The sequence below is a fragment of the Methylocella tundrae genome (genome assembly GCF_038024855.1).
GTDB classification, from domain to species: domain Bacteria; phylum Pseudomonadota; class Alphaproteobacteria; order Rhizobiales; family Beijerinckiaceae; genus Methylocapsa; species Methylocapsa tundrae.
On record NZ_CP139089.1, the window covers coordinates 747,421 to 765,942 of the forward strand.

The 18,522-nt window shown below is 62.0% G+C and carries 19 protein-coding genes; 10 read left to right on the forward strand and 9 right to left on the reverse strand.

The window, feature by feature from the left end; translation table 11 throughout:
• Window positions 1-3 precede the first annotated feature (3 nt).
• Window positions 4-330 (reverse strand): DUF3572 domain-containing protein, encoded by a 327-nt coding sequence (locus SIN04_RS05985; protein ID WP_341264293.1) that lies wholly within the window; start codon window positions 328-330, stop codon window positions 4-6.
• A 110-nt stretch (window positions 331-440) separates the two neighbouring features.
• On the opposite strand from SIN04_RS05985, the gene SIN04_RS05990 reads away from it, so the two are divergent.
• Together SIN04_RS05990 and SIN04_RS05995 are read left to right on the forward strand one after the other, a co-directional pair.
• A complete protein-coding gene (locus SIN04_RS05990) occupies window positions 441-812 on the forward strand; it encodes a response regulator (RefSeq protein ID WP_134487247.1) in 372 nt (123 codons plus the stop codon).
• Between the two features lie 62 nt (window positions 813-874).
• Entirely contained in the window at window positions 875-2,290 is a 1,416-nt protein-coding gene (locus SIN04_RS05995) for a PleD family two-component system response regulator (RefSeq protein ID WP_134487250.1), read from the forward strand.
• A 505-nt stretch (window positions 2,291-2,795) separates the two neighbouring features.
• Here the strand turns inward: SIN04_RS05995 and parE are convergent.
• From parE to SIN04_RS06025, 6 genes are all read right to left on the reverse strand, one after another.
• Window positions 2,796-4,874 (reverse strand): DNA topoisomerase IV subunit B, encoded by a 2,079-nt coding sequence (parE, locus tag SIN04_RS06000; RefSeq protein WP_341264294.1) that lies wholly within the window; start codon window positions 4,872-4,874, stop codon window positions 2,796-2,798.
• A 195-nt stretch (window positions 4,875-5,069) separates the two neighbouring features.
• Window positions 5,070-6,482, reverse strand: coding sequence for a type I glutamate--ammonia ligase (glnA, locus tag SIN04_RS06005; protein WP_134487256.1), 1,413 nt, complete (start codon window positions 6,480-6,482; stop codon window positions 5,070-5,072).
• An 82-nt stretch (window positions 6,483-6,564) separates the two neighbouring features.
• A complete protein-coding gene (locus SIN04_RS06010) occupies window positions 6,565-6,903 on the reverse strand; it encodes a P-II family nitrogen regulator (protein ID WP_134487260.1) in 339 nt (112 codons plus the stop codon).
• Between the two features lie 423 nt (window positions 6,904-7,326).
• Window positions 7,327-7,716, reverse strand: a complete 390-nt coding sequence (locus SIN04_RS06015; RefSeq protein ID WP_134487263.1) for a hypothetical protein — start codon at window positions 7,714-7,716, stop codon at window positions 7,327-7,329.
• Between the two features lie 420 nt (window positions 7,717-8,136).
• Window positions 8,137-9,000, reverse strand: a complete 864-nt coding sequence (sseA, locus tag SIN04_RS06020; RefSeq protein WP_134487266.1) for a 3-mercaptopyruvate sulfurtransferase — start codon at window positions 8,998-9,000, stop codon at window positions 8,137-8,139.
• The gene (locus SIN04_RS06025) at window positions 8,997-9,164 is read right to left on the reverse strand and encodes a hypothetical protein (protein WP_166795857.1); all 168 of its coding nucleotides are present in this window, start codon (window positions 9,162-9,164) and stop codon (window positions 8,997-8,999) included. The genes sseA and SIN04_RS06025 overlap by 4 nt, the downstream gene beginning before the upstream one ends.
• Window positions 9,165-9,359: 195 nt before the next feature.
• Between SIN04_RS06025 and SIN04_RS06030 the strand changes: the two genes are divergently transcribed.
• The 7 genes from SIN04_RS06030 (at window position 9,360) to SIN04_RS06060 (ending at window position 16,031) form a co-directional block, all read left to right on the forward strand.
• Window positions 9,360-9,695, forward strand: coding sequence for a PepSY domain-containing protein (locus SIN04_RS06030; protein ID WP_134487269.1), 336 nt, complete (start codon window positions 9,360-9,362; stop codon window positions 9,693-9,695).
• Between the two features lie 25 nt (window positions 9,696-9,720).
• Entirely contained in the window at window positions 9,721-10,431 is a 711-nt protein-coding gene (locus tag SIN04_RS06035) for a response regulator transcription factor (protein WP_134487272.1), read from the forward strand.
• Window positions 10,431-11,882 carry a sensor histidine kinase gene (locus SIN04_RS06040; RefSeq protein WP_134487275.1) on the forward strand — a complete coding sequence of 484 codons (1,452 nt, stop codon included), beginning with the start codon at window positions 10,431-10,433 and terminating at the stop codon, window positions 11,880-11,882. Before SIN04_RS06035 ends, SIN04_RS06040 begins: the two co-directional genes overlap by 1 nt.
• An 86-nt stretch (window positions 11,883-11,968) precedes the next feature.
• Window positions 11,969-13,066, forward strand: coding sequence for a c-type cytochrome biogenesis protein CcmI (ccmI, locus tag SIN04_RS06045; RefSeq protein WP_423135998.1), 1,098 nt, complete (start codon window positions 11,969-11,971; stop codon window positions 13,064-13,066).
• Window positions 13,067-13,074: 8 nt separating this feature from the next.
• The gene (gene ccmE, locus SIN04_RS06050; protein ID WP_134487281.1) at window positions 13,075-13,563 is read left to right on the forward strand and encodes a cytochrome c maturation protein CcmE; all 489 of its coding nucleotides are present in this window, start codon (window positions 13,075-13,077) and stop codon (window positions 13,561-13,563) included.
• A 7-nt stretch (window positions 13,564-13,570) separates the two neighbouring features.
• Window positions 13,571-15,553: a heme lyase CcmF/NrfE family subunit gene (locus tag SIN04_RS06055; RefSeq protein WP_341264295.1), complete on the forward strand. Its 1,983-nt coding sequence runs from the start codon at window positions 13,571-13,573 to the stop codon at window positions 15,551-15,553.
• A 1-nt stretch (window position 15,554) separates the two neighbouring features.
• Complete coding sequence (locus tag SIN04_RS06060; protein WP_134487287.1) at window positions 15,555-16,031, forward strand: cytochrome c-type biogenesis protein; 477 nt, start codon at window positions 15,555-15,557, stop codon at window positions 16,029-16,031.
• Here SIN04_RS06060 and aat read toward each other — a convergent pair.
• Window positions 16,000-16,722: a leucyl/phenylalanyl-tRNA--protein transferase gene (aat, locus tag SIN04_RS06065; RefSeq protein ID WP_134487290.1), complete on the reverse strand. Its 723-nt coding sequence runs from the start codon at window positions 16,720-16,722 to the stop codon at window positions 16,000-16,002. The two genes, SIN04_RS06060 and aat, sit on opposite strands and share 32 nt — an antisense overlap.
• Window positions 16,723-17,066: 344 nt before the next feature.
• Between aat and SIN04_RS06070 the strand changes: the two genes are divergently transcribed.
• Window positions 17,067-17,606, forward strand: a complete 540-nt coding sequence (locus SIN04_RS06070; RefSeq protein ID WP_134487293.1) for a transposase — start codon at window positions 17,067-17,069, stop codon at window positions 17,604-17,606.
• A gap of 15 nt (window positions 17,607-17,621) precedes the next feature.
• On the opposite strand, the gene ypfJ is transcribed toward SIN04_RS06070, so the two are convergent.
• On the reverse strand, window positions 17,622-18,515 hold the full coding sequence (ypfJ, locus tag SIN04_RS06075; RefSeq protein WP_134487296.1) for a KPN_02809 family neutral zinc metallopeptidase: 894 nt from the start codon (window positions 18,513-18,515) through the stop codon (window positions 17,622-17,624).
• Window positions 18,516-18,522: the final 7 nt, after the last annotated feature.

Genomic DNA, 18,522 nt, shown 5'->3' on the forward strand with positions numbered 1-18,522 from the left:
GCCCTAGATCATCTCCTCAGGGGGAGCGAGGAGATGCCGCGCCCTGAGGACCGCGGCGGGATCGCGGCCCGCATTGGCCGCGAAGGCCAGCAACAACGCCTCATTGGACGCCAGAAAATCGAGAACGCCGACAAAAAATCCAGGTTCGGCGGCGGCGGCGCGAAGATTGCCAATTTCGAGCCCCGAGAGGCTCATGAAACGTTCGAGCGCCGCCGGATCGGCCGCGATATAGCCCAAAACCTCAATGGCGAGCGCCTCGGCGCTCTCCTTGGCGGCTTCCCGCGGACCGGCGGCCTTGCCGGGATTCGACCGATTACCGCCATTTTGCATATTGGCGATTTCCCTTTCGTCAATTTCTATCCGTTAAGCCTTGCAGTTATGATCGGATGGCTCGAAAGCCAGGGCGGTCCGCCCTCTGCAAGGGTGGAAGTGGGTCTTCGATGGAAAAAACTATCCTGATCGTAGAAGATAATGAGCTGAACATGAAGCTGTTCAACGACCTCCTTGAAGCGCACGGCTACCGCACGGTGCAAACGCGCAGCGGCGTCGAGGCCGTCGGACTCGCCCGCCAGCATATGCCGGACCTGATCTTGATGGATATCCAGCTGCCGGAGGTTTCGGGGTTGGAGGTCACGCGCCGGCTGAAGGAGGATGAGGGATTGCGCCATATTCCGGTCATCGCCATCACCGCTTTCGCGATGAAGGGGGACGAGGACAAGATCCGGCAGGGCGGATGCGAAGCCTATCTCTCAAAGCCGATCTCGATCGTCAAATTTCTCGAAACCGTGCGCAGTTACCTGCACGAACAATAATTGTCGCGCCGTTGCTTGCGGCGCCCCCGCCTTTGCCGGCCGCATGCTCGAAGGGGAGCCATATGACCGCACGCGTATTGGTCGTCGACGATATTCTCCCCAATCTCAAGCTGCTCGAGGCGCGGCTCACGGCCGAATATTTCGACGTCGTGACCTGCACAAACGGCCCGGAGGCGCTTTCGGTCTGCTCCAAGGGAGATTGCGATATCGTTCTGCTCGACGTCATGATGCCGGGAATGAATGGATTTGAGGTCTGCCGCCGCCTCAAGGCTGATCCGGCAACGGCGCACATTCCGGTTGTCATGGTGACGGCTCTCGATCAGACTTCCGACCGGCTGACAGGCCTTGAGGCCGGCGCGGACGACTTTCTGACCAAGCCGATCGACGAGATCGCGCTTCTCGCGCGCGTGCGCTCGCTCGCCCGTCTGAGGCTCGCTCTCGACGAATTGCGCACCCGCGCGATGCGCGCGGCGCAACTTGGAATTAACAATCCGCTCGCCTCTGTGATGAACGAGAATGGCTCCGGGGGGCGCATTCTTGTCGTCGACGACCGCCGTTCGTCGAGCGAGACGGTCACGGGCGCACTGCGCGCTCTGCACGACGTCGAACTCGAGCCGGACGCGCTGGAGGCGCTCGTCGAAGGCGCCGCTGGGCGCTATGATCTCTTTATCGTCAGCCTCAGCCTCAACGCCTATGACGGGCTCCGGCTCTGCAGCCAGATTCGCTCAGTCGAGGCGACCCGGCATATCCCGATTCTAGCTATCGCCGAACCGGAGGACCGCGCCAAAATCCTGCGCTGTCTCGACCTTGGCGTGAATGATTATCTGCTGCGCCCGATCGACCGCAACGAGCTCATCGCCCGCGTGCGCACCCAGCTGCGCCGCAAACGCTACGCGGACGGCTTGCGCCAGAATGTCGAGGCCTCGATCGAAATGGCGGTGGTCGACGCTCTGACGGGCCTTCACAACCGGCGCTATCTCGACGGCGCTCTCGCCGCTCTCCTTGAGGAAGCAAAGCGCAAGGCGAAGCCGCTTACCTTGATGATGTTCGACATCGATCACTTCAAGACCGTGAATGACGTGCATGGACACGAGGCCGGCGACCAACTCCTGCAAAATTTGGCCGCGCGGATCAAGGGTTTGATCCGCAGCGCCGATCTTTTCTGCCGGCTCAGCGGCGATGAGTTCGTCATATTGATGCCTGAGACGCGTCTCGACGTCGCAGCCAGGGTCGCCGAGCGTGTGCGCGCCGGCGTCGAAAGCCAAGGGATTCCAGTCGAAGCCAGGGAGCGGCCCCTTTCGGTGACGATTTCCATCGGCTTGGCGGAGAGCGCCCAGGACGCGGCGGATTTGTTGCGCCGCGCGGACAAAGCGCTTTACCGATCAAAACAGTCGGGCCGCAACCGTGTCTTCATCGATGCGGCGGCGCCGGTGCGCCTAGAACGGATGACGGGTCTTCGCGTCGTCCGTTCGTCATGAGCCGCGCCAGAATCGTCCCGTTAACGAAAGAGAGAAATCGGCCGCAACAAGTCGTTGCATTGAGTCGGCCCTGCGCGCTAACGTTCAGACGCTGAGCTCGAGAAAATCGGGTGCGGCGCGGGAGGGGTTCCTGCAAGAAAATGTCCACCCGCGTCCCTGCGCATCACGCGCATTTGGCGACTTGACTGGAAGTTACCCTACGGAGTGCTCAGGTCCGCCGCATCTCCTGGGTCCGTAGGGTCGGCCGGCGCGCAAGTAGTAGGAGTGGCCTCCTCGAAACGCTACTTGCCGCCGGCCACCTTCGCCGGCATTTTTGCGCGCGGCGGCGTTTCAGGTTCTGAGTTTGATAGGCCGAGCCCGGGTCCAGCGGCGGGACGGCAGGGGACTTCCGGCATCAGACATGCGTTGGGCCGAGCGGTCCGATGTTTCCCATCCGATTTTTTCAACGACGCCGAAGCTTCGCGGTCCAAACTGCCTCGGCGCCGGATGCTGATCGAACCTGCGGCTACACGACCACCAGCTCCGCCGCATTGGCGAAAGCGGCGCGCTCCTGGATGAAGGCGAAACGCGCCTCGGGCTTATTGCCCATCAGGCGCTCAACGGAATCCGACGTGCCCTCCCGATCCTCGGGCAGCACGACCACGCGTAGCAGACCGCGGCTCTTGGGATTCATCGTCGTCTCTTTAAGCTGCGCGGGAAGCATTTCCCCCAAGCCTTTGAAACGACTGACTTCTACCTTGCCGCGTCCAGTCAGTGTCCGGGCGATCAATTGATCCTTGTGGGCGTCGTCGCGCGCATAGACATGACGCGCGCCCTGAGTCAGGCGGTAAAGCGGGGGCACGGCCAGATAGAGATGGCCCCCTTCGATCAACTTCGGCGTCTGCCGGTAGAAGAAGGTAATCAGCAGCGAGGCGATATGCGCCCCATCGACGTCGGCGTCCGTCATGATGATGATCTTCTCGTAGCGTAGGTCCTCGTCCTTGTAATGGGCGCCGAGGCCGCATCCGAGCGCCTGGATCAGATCGCTCAATTGCTGATTGGCGGCCAATTTGTCGCGCGTGGCGCTGGCGACGTTCAAGATCTTGCCCCGCAAGGGCAGGACCGCCTGATTGGCCCGGTCGCGCGCCTGTTTGGCTGATCCTCCTGCTGAATCGCCTTCGACAATAAAGATTTCAGAGCCTTGCGCCGAGTTATTCGAGCAGTCTGCGAGCTTTCCCGGCAGCCGTAACTTGCGGCTCGCGGTTTTGCGCGCGACGTCCTTTTCCGCGCGGCGGCGTAAACGGTCTTCGGCGCGCTCGACGGTCCAGTCCAGCAGTTTGAGGGCGTGCGACGGCGCCGCGGCGAGCCAATGGTCGAAAGCGTCGCGGACCGCGGATTCGACAATGCGTGAGGCCTCCGTCGTCATCAGGCGGCCTTTGTTCTGGCCTTGAAACTCGGGCTCCCGAATGAAAACCGAGATGATCGCGGCGCAGGACGTCATAATGTCGTCGCTGATAATCGATGCCGCGCGCTTGCCCTGGCCGATCCGTTCGGCGTGATCCTTGAGGCCGCGCAGCAAAGCCGTGCGCAGCCCCGCTTCATGCGTGCCGCCGTCCGGGGTCGGAATCGTATTGCAATAGGAATGCACGAAGCCATCGTCGAGGCTGAGCCATGACAACGCCCATTCGAGCGATCCATGACCACCGGGCTTTTCGATCTTGCCCGTGAAAATCGGCTCGATAACGAGCTCCTTGCCTTCGATGTCCTGCGCGAGAAAGTCCTTGAGGCCGCCAGGGAAGTGAAAGACCGCCTCGGCCGGGACGTTCGTATTCGCATCGCGCCATTCTGGAGCGCAATGCCAGCGGATTTCGACGCCTCCGAACAAATAGGCTTTGGCTCGCGCCATTTTGAACAGGCGGCCCGGCTTGAAATGGACGCCTTTGCCGAAAATCTGATCATCTGGCTTGAAGCGCACGCGCGTCCCGCGCCGGTTCGGCGCCTTGCCGACCTGCTCCAGCTTGCTCGTCGGAACGCCCCGCGCAAAACTTTGCCGGTAGAGCATCTGGCCTCGCGCGACTTCGACCTCGACCTGTTCGGAGAGCGCGTTGACGACGGAGACGCCGACGCCATGCAGGCCGCCGGAGGTCTGATAGGCGCCAGAATCGAATTTCCCGCCCGCATGGAGCGTCGTCATGATGACTTCGAGCGCCGATTTCTTCGGAAATTTCGGATGCGGGTCGATCGGGACGCCGCGGCCATTATCGGTGACGCTGAGGAAACCCGAGGCTTCATAATTGACGTCGATAAAAGAGGCGTGGCCAGCGACGGCCTCGTCCATGGCGTTATCGAGAACCTCCGCGAACAGATGGTGGAGCGCGGCTTCGTCCGTCCCGCCGATATACATGCCAGGGCGCCGGCGCACCGGCTCCAGCCCTTCCAGCACTTCGATGGAGGCGGCGGTGTAGCCGGACTCTCCTGGAGTCCCACGGCTCGGCTCCCGGGTGAGCGCCTCGGCTTTGGCGGCGGGCGCTACGCTTTTGGCCTCGCGCCGGGCGGGAGCCTGCTTGCGGGCCGCGCCGCCGAAAAGATCACCATGATTGGCCATGAATTCGTCTGTCCCTCAACGTTGGGGTCCTTATGACATGAACGCGGCGGAAAGGGAACGGAACAGAAACATATTTAAGGGGATAGCGCCGCGATGCGGGGTAAAAAACTTGTTCCGGCGGCGCCAGCGGGAGCGTCTGGCGGACGAAAAAGGGCGGCCTGAAGGCCGCCCATGCTTCGCCCCGGAGAGAGCTTTTCAGTAGGAATAATACATGTCGAATTCGACCGGATGCGGCGTCATTTCGAAGCGCATCACGTCGATCATCTTCAGTTCGATATAGCTATCGATGAAGTCATCATCGAAGACGCCGCCGGCCTTGAGGAAGGCGCGGTCCTTGTCGAGATTGGTGAGCGCGTCGCGCAGCGAGCCGCAGACGGTCGGGATCTTCTTCAATTCCTTCGGCGGCAGATCGTAAAGGTCCTTGTCCATCGCCGGGCCGGGATCGATCTTGTTGATGATGCCGTCGATGCCCGCCATGAGCATCGCGGCGAAGGCGAGATAGGGGTTTGCCATCGGGTCGGGGAAGCGCACCTCGACGCGTTTCGCTTTCGGGTTCGACGCCGTCGGAATGCGGCAGGAGGCCGAGCGATTGCGCGCCGAATAGGCGAGCAGGACGGGAGCCTCATAGCCGGGAACCAGACGCTTGTAGGAGTTGGTCGACGGGTTGGTGAAGGCGTTCAGGGCGCGGGCGTGCCGGATGATGCCGCCGATATACCAGAGGCATTCCTGGCTGAGGTCGGCGTATTTGTCGCCGGCGAACAGCGGCTTGCCAGCCTTCCAGATTGATTGATGAACATGCATTCCAGAGCCGTTGTCGCCGAAAATCGGCTTCGGCATGAAGGTCGCGGTCTTGCCGTAGCTCTGCGCGACCTGATGGATGCAATATTTATAGACTTGGAGATCATCCGCCATTTTGGTGAGCGGGCCGAACTTCAGTCCAAGTTCGTGCTGGGCGGAAGCGACTTCGTGGTGATGCTTTTCGACCTTGGCGCCCATCGAGGCCATGGCGGCGAGCATTTCGCCGCGCATGTCCTGCGAGGCGTCCTGCGGAGGCACCGGGAAATAGCCGCCTTTGGTGCGGATGCGGTGACCGAGGTTGCCGCCTTCATAGGGGGTGTCGGAGTTCGAGGGAAGTTCCGCCGAGTCGAGCACGAAACCCGTGTTGTAGGGGTCGGCGCGGAAGCGCACGTCGTCGAATACGAAGAACTCGGCCTCAGGGCCGACATAGACTGCGTCGCCGATGCCGGAGGACGCGACGAAAGCCTCAGCCTTTTTGGCGATGCCGCGCGGATCGCGGCTATAGGGCTCGCCGCTGCCCGGCTCCAGAATGTCGCAAACGATGACCATCGTGGGCGCTGCGAAGAAGGGATCCATCACCGCGGTCGAGGGGTCGGGCATAAGCAGCATGTCGGATTCGTTGATCGCTTTCCAGCCCGCGATCGAGGACCCGTCAAACATCGTCCCTTCCTCGAAGATCTCTTCATCGATGAGGGTGATGTCGAACGTCACATGCTGCCACTTGCCGCGCGGGTCCGTGAAGCGGAAATCGACGTATTTAACGTCATTGTCCTTGATTTCCTTAAGCACGTCTTTGGCGGTCTTCGTCATTTCAAAGCCTCTCGATCTGATTAGAAAGCGTATTGGATTTGCGAAGGCGCGGCGGCGCCGGGCCCCAAGCGAAAGCCGGACATCAGATGGCGTCCGGTCCCGTTTCGCCGGTGCGGATGCGGATCGCGCCTTCGATGTTTGAAATAAAAATCTTGCCGTCGCCAATGCGGCCGGTCTGCGCCGCCTTGCGGATCGCTTCGACAGCGCCGTCGACGATGCCGTCGGCGACGACGACTTCGATTTTAACTTTGGGCAGGAAATCGACGATATATTCCGCGCCCCGATACAGTTCGGTATGGCCTTTTTGCCGCCCAAAGCCCTTGGCTTCGATCACGGTGATGCCGGCCACGCCGGCTTCGTGGAGCGCCTCTTTCACTTCGTCGAGCTTGAAAGGCTTTATGATCGCCTCGATCTTCTTCATTGGCGTTTCTTACGTCGCATTGTTCGATGAACTCAGGGAGAAGTCAGCGGCACTTACCACCTGCGGGGCAAAAATGCCATCCGATCCTAGAAAATCGTCGTCCGAGACGCCTTTTTTGTCGTTTTCGCAACAGGTTTGATTAAGCAATCGTCGGGCCAAAAAGCGGCTGCGGCGGCGCGCCGATGTGTTTGGCGGGCTTGACCGAGGCTGGATGGCGGTGATGGGGGGAGTTCGGGAGGCGGCTGCAGCGCCGGGAGCGCTGAAAACAGATCGCCGTGCGACGCCATTAGGGCTTTGAAAGCTCAAAAAATCGCGTCTCTGCACAGAAAATAAGCTGTCGGCGCGATATGATCCGTCAAGCGGCGGCAAAGGAAACCCGCTCCGAGAGGACACGGAGCGGGTCGTCGTCAAGAAGCGGCTTTATTATTCGGCCGGCTCCAATACGTCGTGCTTCTGCGCGGGGGCTTCGGCTTTCGGAGCGACGTGCATGTCGACCAGCGTCACGCCAACGCCCGAGCCAAGAAGCTGCAACGAGATCTCTTTTCCGTTGCCGAATTTCACTCCATCCCGATATGCGCCGTGCTCAAGCCGGGCGAATACCACATGTTCAGCCGGCTGCACGCCGAGACGGGTCTGCAGGTCGCTCGAAATTCCTTCGAGGTTGAGGTGGGTGTCATATTGGACGCAGACGGCGGTCGTGCAGTCGCCTGGCGCGGCGAGGCCGATGCTTCCTGAAGGGAAGCGGGTTGTCACATATTTCTCGGACTCGCGAGCAGGCCGGGAGGCGTACATTTCAAGCGAATAGTCACACATGTGTGTCACTCCTAATGTCTCGAGATGCGGAATGTTCCCCTTCCACGCGGAGGCTCTCTCGCCACGACTTTGCGGCGAGCTTAAGCATCGACTGTGAAGATGGCAGCCCCCCAAGAAGGGAGGGGAATGTGGAAGCCTCTCAGGGCCAGCTGGCTCGATCCTGAAAAACGCTGGCGCGTGCCTGCGCGGATCGATGCCACATCCGGCGGTCGCCGGACGCTCCACTTACGCTGCGAACGCTGTAAACCCCTCAAGGTTTCAGACTCATCGCGCTTAAACTGATGGTAGCTCAGTGTTTTGTGGCGTCAAGCCCTTTTGGCTGAGCGTCCAGCGATTTCCCTTCGCTCGTCAAGTTCGCGGCAAGCTTATGAGTTTCGACGAAGCCGCCCGGCGCGTTTCCGCGTCGGGGAGCAAAAAGCTTTAGGGCGCCGCTTTCCCGGTGGCGACGGGCAGATCGGGGCTGCCGCCCCATTCGCTCCAGGACCCGTCGTAGAGACGAATGTCTTTCTTGCCGATCGTTTCGAGAGCGAGCAAGAGGATTGAGGCCGTCACTCCTGAGCCGCAGGTCGTGATGACCGGCCGGGCGAGGTCGACGCCGGCTTGAGTGAAGGCGGCTTCGACCGTCTCCGGCGCCTTGATCCGCCCCTCCGCGGCGACAAGGCTCCAGGGCACGTTGCTGCTCTTCGGAATATGTCCGGAGCGTAATCCCGGACGAGGCTCGGGCGCTTCGCCTGTAAAGCGCGCCGCGCTGCGGGCGTCGACGATCTGCGCCGACCCTGTTTCGCTCGCGCTGAGGACATCTTTCGCGGCGGCGACTGCTGAAGCATCAAATTTCGGCGTGAAGACGCGCGGGGCGGGTTCAGGCCAGCCGGATTGAAGCGGACGCCCTTCGTCTCGCCACTGCTGAAAACCGCCTTCCAGAATCTTCACATTCTTTGCGCCATAGAGGCGCAGCGTCCACCAGACACGCGCTGCGCCGACGAGGCTCGAGCTGTCATAAACGACGAAACGCATGCCGTCGCCAAGGCCGAGCTTGCCAGCCGCTTCGGCGAAGTCCTTTGGCGAGGGCAGCATATGGGGAAGGCTGGTCGAATGGTCGGCGATGGCGTCGATGTCGAAAAACACGGCGCCGGGGATATGGCTTGCGCGAAACTCTTCCTTCGCGTCGCGATTTTCAGCCGGCATGAAGAAGCTGCCGTCGATGATCGCGAGATCCGGCGCGTCGAGATGCTCGGCCAGCCAGCTGGCCGATACGAAGAATGCCGATGAGGAGCCCGCAGTCATTTGTCGCCGCCTTTTATCGTCGTCGTGGAGATCAGGGCTTGCGCCCGACGTGAAATAGATTCGGATGCGAAGGGTTTTTTCATATCGGGCCGCAAGATGTAAGGGGCGGCAAATGTGGCGCGACCTGGAAAAAGCCCTTTGAGCGGTGCGCGTTTCATTTCCATTATGCTTGCTTAAGGGCCGCCGCGAGGACAACATTGCGAAAGTTCGCGCTTCGAAATCCGGTTTTGCCGCTATTGCGGCAGGAAGGCTGAAACTCCCGCGATCCGCGTCGCGCTGGCGAGGGCTTGCGCGGGAGAGACGGCCGCGGGGCTTTCCTATTCATCCGACGTTCAGCGTCGTTGCCGTAGCAGGGTTGCATGGGCGTTTTGATCTCTTCCCTTGTTCAGCTGACCTGCGTTGGTTTTTGCGTCGCCGCTCTGGCGCAGCCTTTGGAGGGGCGCCGATGTTTTTCGACGGGGGAGACACGCGAAAAGATCGTCGCCAATGACCTTTCCGAACCTTTCCGCGCCATGCAAAAAGCAGCGGCGCGCCTGCAGGCCGAAGCGCTCGGCGCGAAACTTTGTCGCTGGAGCGATGCTTTCGTATACGAGATCAGCCTGTTGCGTCGCGACGGACGGATCATTCGCACATATGTCGACGCGAAGACCGGTCAGATTATCGAAACCAAAAACGAAAAAAAGCACGAAGATTGACTGATCAAACCGCCGGACACTCTCCATGCGTCTGCTCGTAGTCGAAGACGATAAGGACCTCAATCGTCAGATAGCTTCTGCGCTACAGCAGGCCGGCTATGCCGTCGATCGGGCGTTCGACGGGGAGGAGGGTTGGTTTCTCGGCGATACCGAGCCCTATGACGCCGTCGTCCTTGACCTCGGTCTGCCCAGCAAAGATGGCGTGTCGGTTTTGACCGAGTGGCGCAAGGCGGGGCGCTCGATGCCTGTTCTGATCCTCACCGCGCGAGACCGCTGGGGCGAAAAGGTGCGGGGCTTTGACGCCGGCGCCGACGACTATGTGACGAAGCCCTTCCATGTGGAGGAGCTGCTCGCGCGACTGCGCGCCCTGATGCGCCGCGCCGCGGGGCATGCGTCAAGCGTTTTTTCATGCGGGCCGGTCAGCTTCGACGAGCGCGCCGGACGCGTCCTGGTCAACGCCAGTCCGGTCAAGCTGACATCTCACGAGTACCGGCTTCTTGCCTATCTGATGCATCATCAGGGCAGGATCGTCTCGCGTTCGGAAATTGTCGAACATTTATACGATCAGGATTTCGATCGTGATTCGAATACGATCGAGGTGTTTGTCGGGCGGCTGCGCAAGAAGCTTGGCGTCGACGTCATTCAGACGGTGCGCGGGCTTGGCTATGTCCTGACGCCTGACGGCAAGAGCGGAGGAGCGCTGCTCGATCGCCCCGACCCCGCCGTCAGCCGCTGATGGCTCTCGCGTCAAAGGATCGAAGCGCGGGCGACGCCAGAACGCTGACGACACAGAAAATTTCGATTGCCGGGCGGCTGTTCCTGTCCGCGGCGATTTTGAGCTTCGCCATACTGTTCGCCGCCGGAGTCCTTCTTTCGACTTTTTATGAGCACGCCGCGGAGCGCAATTTTGATGAGCGCCTTGGCGTCTATTTGCGCGCACTCGTCGCCGACATCGCTGTCTCGGGCGAGAACGCTCGAATAGATCCAGATGAATTAAACGATCCCGAGTTCGCATTGCCTTTGTCGGGATGGTACTGGCAGATTACGCGCCTCGACGCCGGCAAGCCTGACATTCGAAGTTCGCGCTCGCTGTTCGCGGCGCGGCTGCCGCGCCTCGCCGACATTGGCGTTCCCGCAGGCTTGGGCGGCGCTCGCAAAGGCTACGCCAAGGGACCGGACGACAGGCGCCTCAGAATCGTCGAACGGACAATCGACACCGGCGATGACGGCGTCTACCTCGTCCAGGTCGCCGCGAAGACCGACGAGATAGAAACTGCGATCAATCGCTTCGAGATCTATCTCGTCGTCACATTCATATTGCTGGGGCTGGCGCTCGTCGCCTCCTCCGTCCTTCAGTTGCGCTATGGCCTTGCTCCCCTGCGTCAGCTGCAGGAGGGCGTCGCGGCGATTCGCCGCGGTGAAAGCGAAACGATCGCCGGCGCCTTTTCACCGGACATAGCGCCGCTCGCGGGCGAGTTGAATCTCCTCATCGGCGCCAATCGGGCTGTCGTCGAGCGCGCGCGCACTCAGGTCGGCAATCTCGCGCACGCCCTGAAAACGCCGCTCAGCGTCATCATCAACGAAGCGGCCGCGCCGTCCGGCCCACTCGCCGCGAAGGTCGAGGAGCAAGCGGCGATCATGCGCGACCAGGTCGCCTATTATCTCGACCGCGCGCGCGCGGCGGTGCGGGCCGGCGCGGTGACGAGCGCGACGGACGTCGAGCCGGTCGTGCGATCCTTCCTCGGCGCGTTCGAAAAAATATACGCCGAGCGCGCGATAAGCTTCGCGCTGGATATGCCGCAGCCAGTGCGGTTTCTCGGGGAGCGTCAGGATCTGGAGGAAATGATCGGCAATCTCGCCGACAATGGAGGCAAATGGGCGAAAAGCGCCGTCGCCGTCGCCGTCTTTCCCGAGTTCGCCCAAACCGGGGCGGAGCGCTCGTTCTTCCGCGTCATCATCGAGGATGATGGACCAGGGCTGGCGCCTGAGATGCGCGAGGCGGCTCTTGCCCGCGGACGCCGCCTTGATGAAACGAAGCCGGGATCAGGCCTCGGACTGTCGATCGTCGCCGATCTCGCGGCGATGTATGGCGGCGATCTGAGCCTTGCTGGAAGCGCCATGGGCGGTCTTCGCGCCGAACTGCGGCTTCCTGCGACGCCAAACCCGCCCTCGCCAACGCGTTCGTGAGCGAAAGGTCCTTTGCAAGCATCCCGCTGATGACTAAGAGAGTGCCTATGATATGGCTGATATTTGCACTTTTGACAGGCGTTGCGGTGCTGAGCGTCCTTTGGCCTCTCGCGCGGACGCCGCGCGGCCTCTCGCGCAGCGCGATCGACATTGCATTTTATAAGGCGCAGCTCGCCGAAATAGACCGTGACGCCGAAGGCGGGCTCGTCGCCGCCGGCGACGCCGAAGGCGCCAAGGCCGAGGCCGCCCGGCGCCTGCTCGCTGTCGCTGACGCCTCCGGACCGCAGCCATCGGCGGCGGCGGGAAAAAAAGTCCGCCTTGCCGCGATCGCGGCCGCTATTTTCGTGCCCGCCCTGGCGCTCGGCGTTTATGGGCTCGTCGGTCATCCGGGGCTGCCCGATCTGCCGCTCTCCGCGCGGCTACAGGAAGCGCCGGCGCGCACGGATATTCTGGCGGCGATCGCGAGGATCGAAGCCCATCTCGTGCAAAATCCGAATGACGGCCGAGGCTATGACGTTCTGGCCCCGGTCTATATGCGCCTTGGCCGCTATGACGACGCCGTCAAAGCCTATGCCGCTGCTTCGCGCCTTCTGGGAGAAACGCCGGAACGCCAGTCTCGTTATGGCGAAGCTCTGGTCGCCGCCGCGAACGGCAAGGTGACGGCGGCCGCCAAGGAGGTCTTCGAGGCTGCGACCGCCAAGGATCCCGCCTTGCCGCGCCCGCGCTTCTATCTTGGCCTCGCCGCCGTGCAAAATGGCGATAAGGCAGGCGCGCAGGCGATTTGGGAGAAGCTCCTTGCCGAGGCGCCGGCCGACGCGCCCTGGGCCCCCTCGCTGCGCCAGCAGCTCGCCGCCTTGACCGGCGCGCCCGAACAAGCCGTGGCCGCCGCGCAGCCGCCGAGCGGTCCCGCCGCCAACCCAGCCCTCGCCGCCAAGATCGAGGCGATGTCGGGGGGAGACCAGGCGAGCGCCATTCACAGCATGGTTGACCGGCTCGCCGCGCGGCTTGCACAAAATGGACAGGACGTCGAGGGGTGGCTGCGCCTTATTCGCGCCTACGCCGTCCTCAATGAAACCGACAAGGCCCGTTCCGCCTTGATGGACGCCAAACGCAATCTGGCGGCCGACGCGACCGCGAAGGGCCGCATCGAAACGCTTGCCCGCGAACTTGGCCTTGAGGGTTGAAGACTGACATGACGCGCAAACAACGACGTCTCACTTTGATTTTGTCCGGGCTTGCAACGCTCGGCGTCGCCGTGGGCCTTGTGATGTTCGCCCTGCGCGACAACATCGTCTTCTTTTATGGGCCGACTGAACTCGCACAAAAGGCGACCCCGGGCGGGGCGCGGCTGCGGCTTGGCGGCCTCGTCAAGGCGGGCTCGCTTCAGCGCGAAGGCGATCAGACGGTTCGTTTCGTCGTGACCGATATGAAACAGGACATCGAGGTCACCTACACCGGCTTGTTGCCGGACCTTTTCCGCGAAGGGCAGGGCGTCGTTGCGGAAGGCGCTCTCGGACAGGATCATGTCTTCCGCGCCGACAGCGTTCTCGCCAAGCACGACGAGCGCTATATGCCGCGTGAGGTCGCCGATGCGTTGAAGAAGCAGGGCGTCTGGCAGGAGAACGGCTCCGCTGTGGCGGCCCCCGCCAAGGGCGGCGCGCAGGCGGCGAACGCAAAATGAGGCTGACATGATCGTTGAAACCGGCCATTACGCTCTCGTCCTCGCTTTGGCGCTGGCGCTCATCAATTCGGTCGTGCCGATATGGGGCGCAGCGATCGGCGACCGGCGTTTGATGGCGGTCGCGCCGTCAGTGGCGTTGATGAGTTTCGGGCTCATCGGCTATGCGTTTTTCGCCCTGACCTACGCCCATGTAACGTCTGACTTCTCGCTTTTGAACGTCGTCGAGAATTCGCATTCGGCCAAGCCGCTGATTTATAAAATCAGCGGCGTCTGGGGCAATCATGAGGGCTCGATGCTTTTGTGGGTGCTGGTGCTGTCGGTTTTCGCCGCCGCCGTCGCCCTGTTTTCATCGACCATGCCGGAGGATTTGCGCGCCAATGTGCTTGGCGTTCAGTCGTGGATCGCCGCGGCGTTCCTCCTGTTCATTCTGCTGACGTCAAATCCTTTCGCGCGGCTCGCGATGCCGCCGGCCGAAGGCAACGACCTCAATCCGCTGTTGCAAGACCCCGGCCTCGCCATTCATCCGCCCTTGCTTTATCTTGGCTATGTCGGGCTCTCGATCACCTATTCCTTTGCCGCGGCGGCGCTGATTTCCGGCCGCATCGACGCGGTGTTCGCGCGCTTCGTGCGGCCGTGGACGCTGATCGCCTGGATCTGCCTGACGCTCGGCATCGCCATGGGCTCCTATTGGGCTTACTACACCCTTGGCTGGGGCGGCTTCTGGTTTTGGGACCCGGTCGAGAACGCCTCGCTGATGCCCTGGCTCGCGGCGACCGCTCTCCTCCACTGCACTTTGGTCATGGAGAAGCGCGAGGCTTTGAAGATCTGGACGATCTTCCTCGCCATTTTGGCCTTCTCGCTGTCGCTGATCGGCACTTTCCTCGTTCGCTCGGGCGTTTTGACCTCGGTGCACGCATTCGCCAGCGATCCGACACGGGGCGTTTTCATTCTCCTCATCCTCGTGCTTTTCATTGGAGGGTCGCTGACGCTTTTCGCCGCCCGCGCCGGCGGCTTGAAGCAGGGCGGCCTGTTCGCTCCGATCTCGCGCGAGGGGGCGCTCGTCCTCAACAATCTCCTTCTTACCACCTGTTGCGCGACGGTCTTTGTCGGGACTCTCTATCCGCTGGCACTCGAAGCTCTGACGGGGGAAAAAATATCGGTTGGCGCGCCCTTCTTTAATCTGACCTTCGTTCCACTGTTCATTCCATTGTTCCTGCTCATGCCGATTGGCCAGGCATTGGCCTGGAAGCGGGGCGATCTCCTCGCCGCGGCGCAGAGGCTGACCTACGCCGTTGGCGCCGGCCTCATCGTCATGCTGGCTCTTGCGGCCTCACGCGGCGGGCCGGCGTTGAGCGTCATTCTCTGCGGCGTCGCCGCCTATGTCATTTTCGGCTCTTTTGCCGACCTCGGGCGGCGCCTGTTCGCCGGCGGGCCTTCGCTGAGTTCACTCGGCCATCGCGTTGTTGGCCTGCCGCGGCAGGCCTTCGGCACGGCTTTCGCCCATGCCGGAATCGGCGTCACTCTGCTTGGCCTAGCCGCCACCGGCTGGGGCGCTGAACGCATCACGGCCCTGAAGCCCGGAGATACAGTCGAAATTGGCCCCTATCAGCTGACCTACCAGGGCATTTCGGGCCGTCAGGGGCCGAACTATTCGGAGCTTGTCGGCACGACGGCCATCCGCTCCGGCGGCGTCGTCAAAGCCGTCATCGAGCCCTCGACACGCAGTTATCCGTCGCGCAAGACGAGCCGTTCAGAAGCGGGGATTGCAACCCTTGGCCTCGGCCAAGTCTATATGAGCATCGCCGACGTCGCGCCTGACGGCAATGTCAACGCCCGCATCTTCTGGAAGCCGCTGGTCGCTTTCATCTGGATCGGCGCCCTCATCATGGCTTTCGGCGGCGGCCTGTCGCTGAGCGACACGAGTTTCCGGGTCGGCATCGCCCGCCGCGCCCGCAAAAGCGTCGCGGCAAATCCTCTCCCGGCCGAATAACATGGGCTTTTGTCTTCGCAAATGGGCTTTGATCGCAATTGTGGCGCTGTCCCCGCTGACGGCGCGGGCGGTTGAGCCCGATGAAATCCTGCCCGATGCAAAGCTCGAAGCGCGAGCGCGCAGCCTTTCGACGCAATTGCGCTGCATGGTCTGTCAGAACGAGTCGATCGACGATTCCGGCGCGCCTCTCGCCAAGGACCTGCGGCTGCTCGTTCGCGAACGTCTCAAGGCCGGCGACAGCGACGATCAGATCCGCGCCTATCTGGTGCGGCGCTATGGCGATTTCATACTGTTGAAGCCGCCCTTCAAGGTCGAGACGGCGCTGCTCTGGGGCGGCCCTTTTGCGATTCTTCTCGTCGGAGGGGCGGCGATTTTCCTCAACGCCAGCCGGCGGCGCGCTGCTCCGCCGGCTGCGCACCCCTTGAGCGATAGCGAAGGCCAACGACTCAAGAGTTTGCTTGATCGCGAGGCGTCTTGACCGGCGCCGCGCCGCTCGCGCCTTTGTTCAGCAGAACTTCGAGAGCTTCGGCGCCGAAGACGCGGCGGCCCTTCGGCCAGGCCCAGAAATCCGCCGGTTGCGCCATCGCGTCCGCCAGCCGCCTTCGATAGATTTCCTTCGGTACTTCGATCGCCCCGAGCGATGCGAGATGCGGCGTTACGAATTGTGCGTCGAGGAGGCTGAAGCCGCCTTTACGCAATCTCGCGGCAAGATGCACGAGAGCGACTTTGGACGCGTCGGTCTTGCGGTGGAACATGCTTTCACCGAAGAATGCGCCGCCAAGATGGACGCCATAAAGGCCGCCGACGAGAACGCCCTCCTGCCAGGCCTCGACCGTATGTACGCGCCCGGTGTCGAAAAGCTGGCGATAAAGACGCCTGATGCGATGGTTGATCCAGGTCTTGTCACGATCGGGGTAAGAGGCGGCGCAGCCGTCGATCACAGCGTCGAAATCATGATCGACCCGGACTTCGAAAACATCCGAACGAACCGTTTTAGCGAGGCTTCTCGATACGATGATGCCGTCGAGCGGAAAAATGCCCCGGACCTCTGGATCAACCCAGAACAGATTTGCGTCCTCGGCGCTCTCAGCCATAGGGAACAGGCCGATAGAATAGGCGCGAAGCAGAATGTCGACTGTAATTTCGAATTGGTCGCGCACGCGGCTCATGGAGCAAACTCGTTCATCATGCCAGGTCGCCGAATCATCATCGCAAGCCTTAAATGGCAAGCAAAACACATGCTAACGAGCGGGCGGGCGGCGCCATGATTGCCGGCGGATGAGACAAACGAAAGGCTGCCCGGTCGGCTCGCGTATGATGCGCTATGACTTCTAAAATCAAAAAGAGATGAAAACGTTCAATCGCCCGCCGGAGCCGAGAGGGTAGCACCGATAGGGCGCGCCAAACAATCATTTCCCAGCGACGGCGCGCCACACTTTGCGATTAGGCTGCGATTGCACTATTCCCAACTCTATCTGATCAATTATTGCGGGCGCGCGTTTCAGGCTGGCTCATGCTTTCAACCATCGTCCTTTATGAAATGACTGACCCGTCGCGCCGCATCGATCCCGCGGAGAGCGTTGTGCGAACCTTGAGTTCGCTCGTGAAGGCGAACGTCGAGGGACTTCTCGGCGATGTCGCCATTGCGGGACCAGCGGCGCAGGGCCTTGGCTTCATCGCGGATCATGCCGGCTGCGGCTTGATCGAGGCGACGGACGAGGCCGAATGGTTGCGCCGCGCGATCGAGGCGGCGCGTGGGCCGCACCTTTTCCTGCTGCGATCGGGCTTCGCGCCGCAGGCGGGGTTCATCGAAGAGGCGGGCGATTTCATCAAAGCGCGATCGGCCAGCCTCAGCGACCGCGCCCCGACTGCGCTGCTGCGCGCCGCGCCGGAGACATTCATCGAGCGCGTCTTTCCAAACGCCGCGCCATTGGTTGGTCTCATTGCTTCGCGCCAGCGTTGTCTTGAGGCTTCGGCCGGCCGGCTGGCCGCCCTGGCGCGATGCGTCACTCCGGCGACGACTTTGCGAACTCATGCACGCCGCGTGGGGTGACGCGCGTTCGCGGCGTCATCGCGCAAAAGTGTTACAGGCGTCGACCTCACCGGATTTCAGGCCGGTGTTGAGCCATTGCTCACGCTGGGCCGCCGAGCCATGCGTGAAGGAATCCGGCACGATATAGCCTTGCGCGGCCTTTTGCAGGCGATCATCGCCAATCGCCTGAGCGGTCCTCACCGCCTTGTCGATATCGCCAGGGTCGAGGATCTGGTATTTTTTTTGCGCATTGGCGGCCCAAACGCCGGCCAGGCAGTCGGCCATGAGTTCGACGCGCACCGAAATGGCGTTCGCCTGGGCTTTACTCGAAGCGCGCTGCTGCGCCGCCTGAACCTTCGGCAGGATGCCTAGCAGGTTCTGGACATGGTGGCCGATCTCATGCGCGATGACATAGGCGTATGCGAAATCGCCGCCGCCGCCGAGCTTCTCTTTCATGTCGCGAAAAAAAGACGTGTCCAGATAGACTTTCTGGTCATTGGGACAATAGAAAGGCCCCATCGACGCGCTCGCGCCGCCGCAGCCCGATCTCGTCGAGCCGTTATAGAGCACGAGTTTCGGTTTGACGTAGGCGACCCCTTTCTGGGACGGCAGGATATCGGTCCAGACATCTTCATTCTCGGCGAGAACCGCCGCGACGAACTGGCCCATTTGGTCCGAGGGAGCGCCAGCCTGCCGCGACGGCGGCGGGGCGCTCTGCGTTTGACCGCCATGGCGCGCTCCGCTCAACATCTCGGCGCCCCCGATCAGGAGGCGCGGGTCGATGCCGAGCGCCCAACCGATCAGACCGAGCACGACGATGGCGCCGATGCCGAGCTGGCCTCCGCCAAAACTTGGGCCGCCGCCGGCATATCCGGTTTCACCACGCCGATCTTCGACATTATCGGAACGGCGAAAATCTTCCCATCTCATAAGCGGC

Excerpts from the sequence above, each read along its gene's own strand:
- SIN04_RS06040 (WP_134487275.1), top strand. The coding sequence starts at position 10,431 with ATGGCTCTCGCGTCAAAGGATCGAAGCGCGGGCGACGCCAGAACGCTG.
- glnA (WP_134487256.1), bottom strand. The coding sequence starts at position 6,482 with ATGACGAAGACCGCCAAAGACGTGCTTAAGGAAATCAAGGACAATGAC.
- ccmE (WP_134487281.1), top strand. The coding sequence starts at position 13,075 with ATGACGCGCAAACAACGACGTCTCACTTTGATTTTGTCCGGGCTTGCA.
- SIN04_RS06015 (WP_134487263.1), bottom strand. The coding sequence starts at position 7,716 with ATGTGTGACTATTCGCTTGAAATGTACGCCTCCCGGCCTGCTCGCGAG.
- SIN04_RS06035 (WP_134487272.1), top strand. The coding sequence starts at position 9,721 with ATGCGTCTGCTCGTAGTCGAAGACGATAAGGACCTCAATCGTCAGATA.
- SIN04_RS06070 (WP_134487293.1), top strand. The coding sequence starts at position 17,067 with ATGCTTTCAACCATCGTCCTTTATGAAATGACTGACCCGTCGCGCCGC.
- aat (WP_134487290.1), bottom strand. The coding sequence starts at position 16,722 with ATGAGCCGCGTGCGCGACCAATTCGAAATTACAGTCGACATTCTGCTT.
- ypfJ (WP_134487296.1), bottom strand. The coding sequence starts at position 18,515 with ATGAGATGGGAAGATTTTCGCCGTTCCGATAATGTCGAAGATCGGCGT.
- SIN04_RS06010 (WP_134487260.1), bottom strand. The coding sequence starts at position 6,903 with ATGAAGAAGATCGAGGCGATCATAAAGCCTTTCAAGCTCGACGAAGTG.
- sseA (WP_134487266.1), bottom strand. The coding sequence starts at position 9,000 with ATGACTGCGGGCTCCTCATCGGCATTCTTCGTATCGGCCAGCTGGCTG.
- SIN04_RS06060 (WP_134487287.1), top strand. The coding sequence starts at position 15,555 with ATGGGCTTTTGTCTTCGCAAATGGGCTTTGATCGCAATTGTGGCGCTG.
- SIN04_RS05985 (WP_341264293.1), bottom strand. The coding sequence starts at position 330 with ATGCAAAATGGCGGTAATCGGTCGAATCCCGGCAAGGCCGCCGGTCCG.
- SIN04_RS06025 (WP_166795857.1), bottom strand. The coding sequence starts at position 9,164 with ATGGAAATGAAACGCGCACCGCTCAAAGGGCTTTTTCCAGGTCGCGCC.
- parE (WP_341264294.1), bottom strand. The coding sequence starts at position 4,874 with ATGGCCAATCATGGTGATCTTTTCGGCGGCGCGGCCCGCAAGCAGGCT.
- SIN04_RS06030 (WP_134487269.1), top strand. The coding sequence starts at position 9,360 with ATGGGCGTTTTGATCTCTTCCCTTGTTCAGCTGACCTGCGTTGGTTTT.
- SIN04_RS05995 (WP_134487250.1), top strand. The coding sequence starts at position 875 with ATGACCGCACGCGTATTGGTCGTCGACGATATTCTCCCCAATCTCAAG.
- SIN04_RS05990 (WP_134487247.1), top strand. The coding sequence starts at position 441 with ATGGAAAAAACTATCCTGATCGTAGAAGATAATGAGCTGAACATGAAG.
- SIN04_RS06055 (WP_341264295.1), top strand. The coding sequence starts at position 13,571 with ATGATCGTTGAAACCGGCCATTACGCTCTCGTCCTCGCTTTGGCGCTG.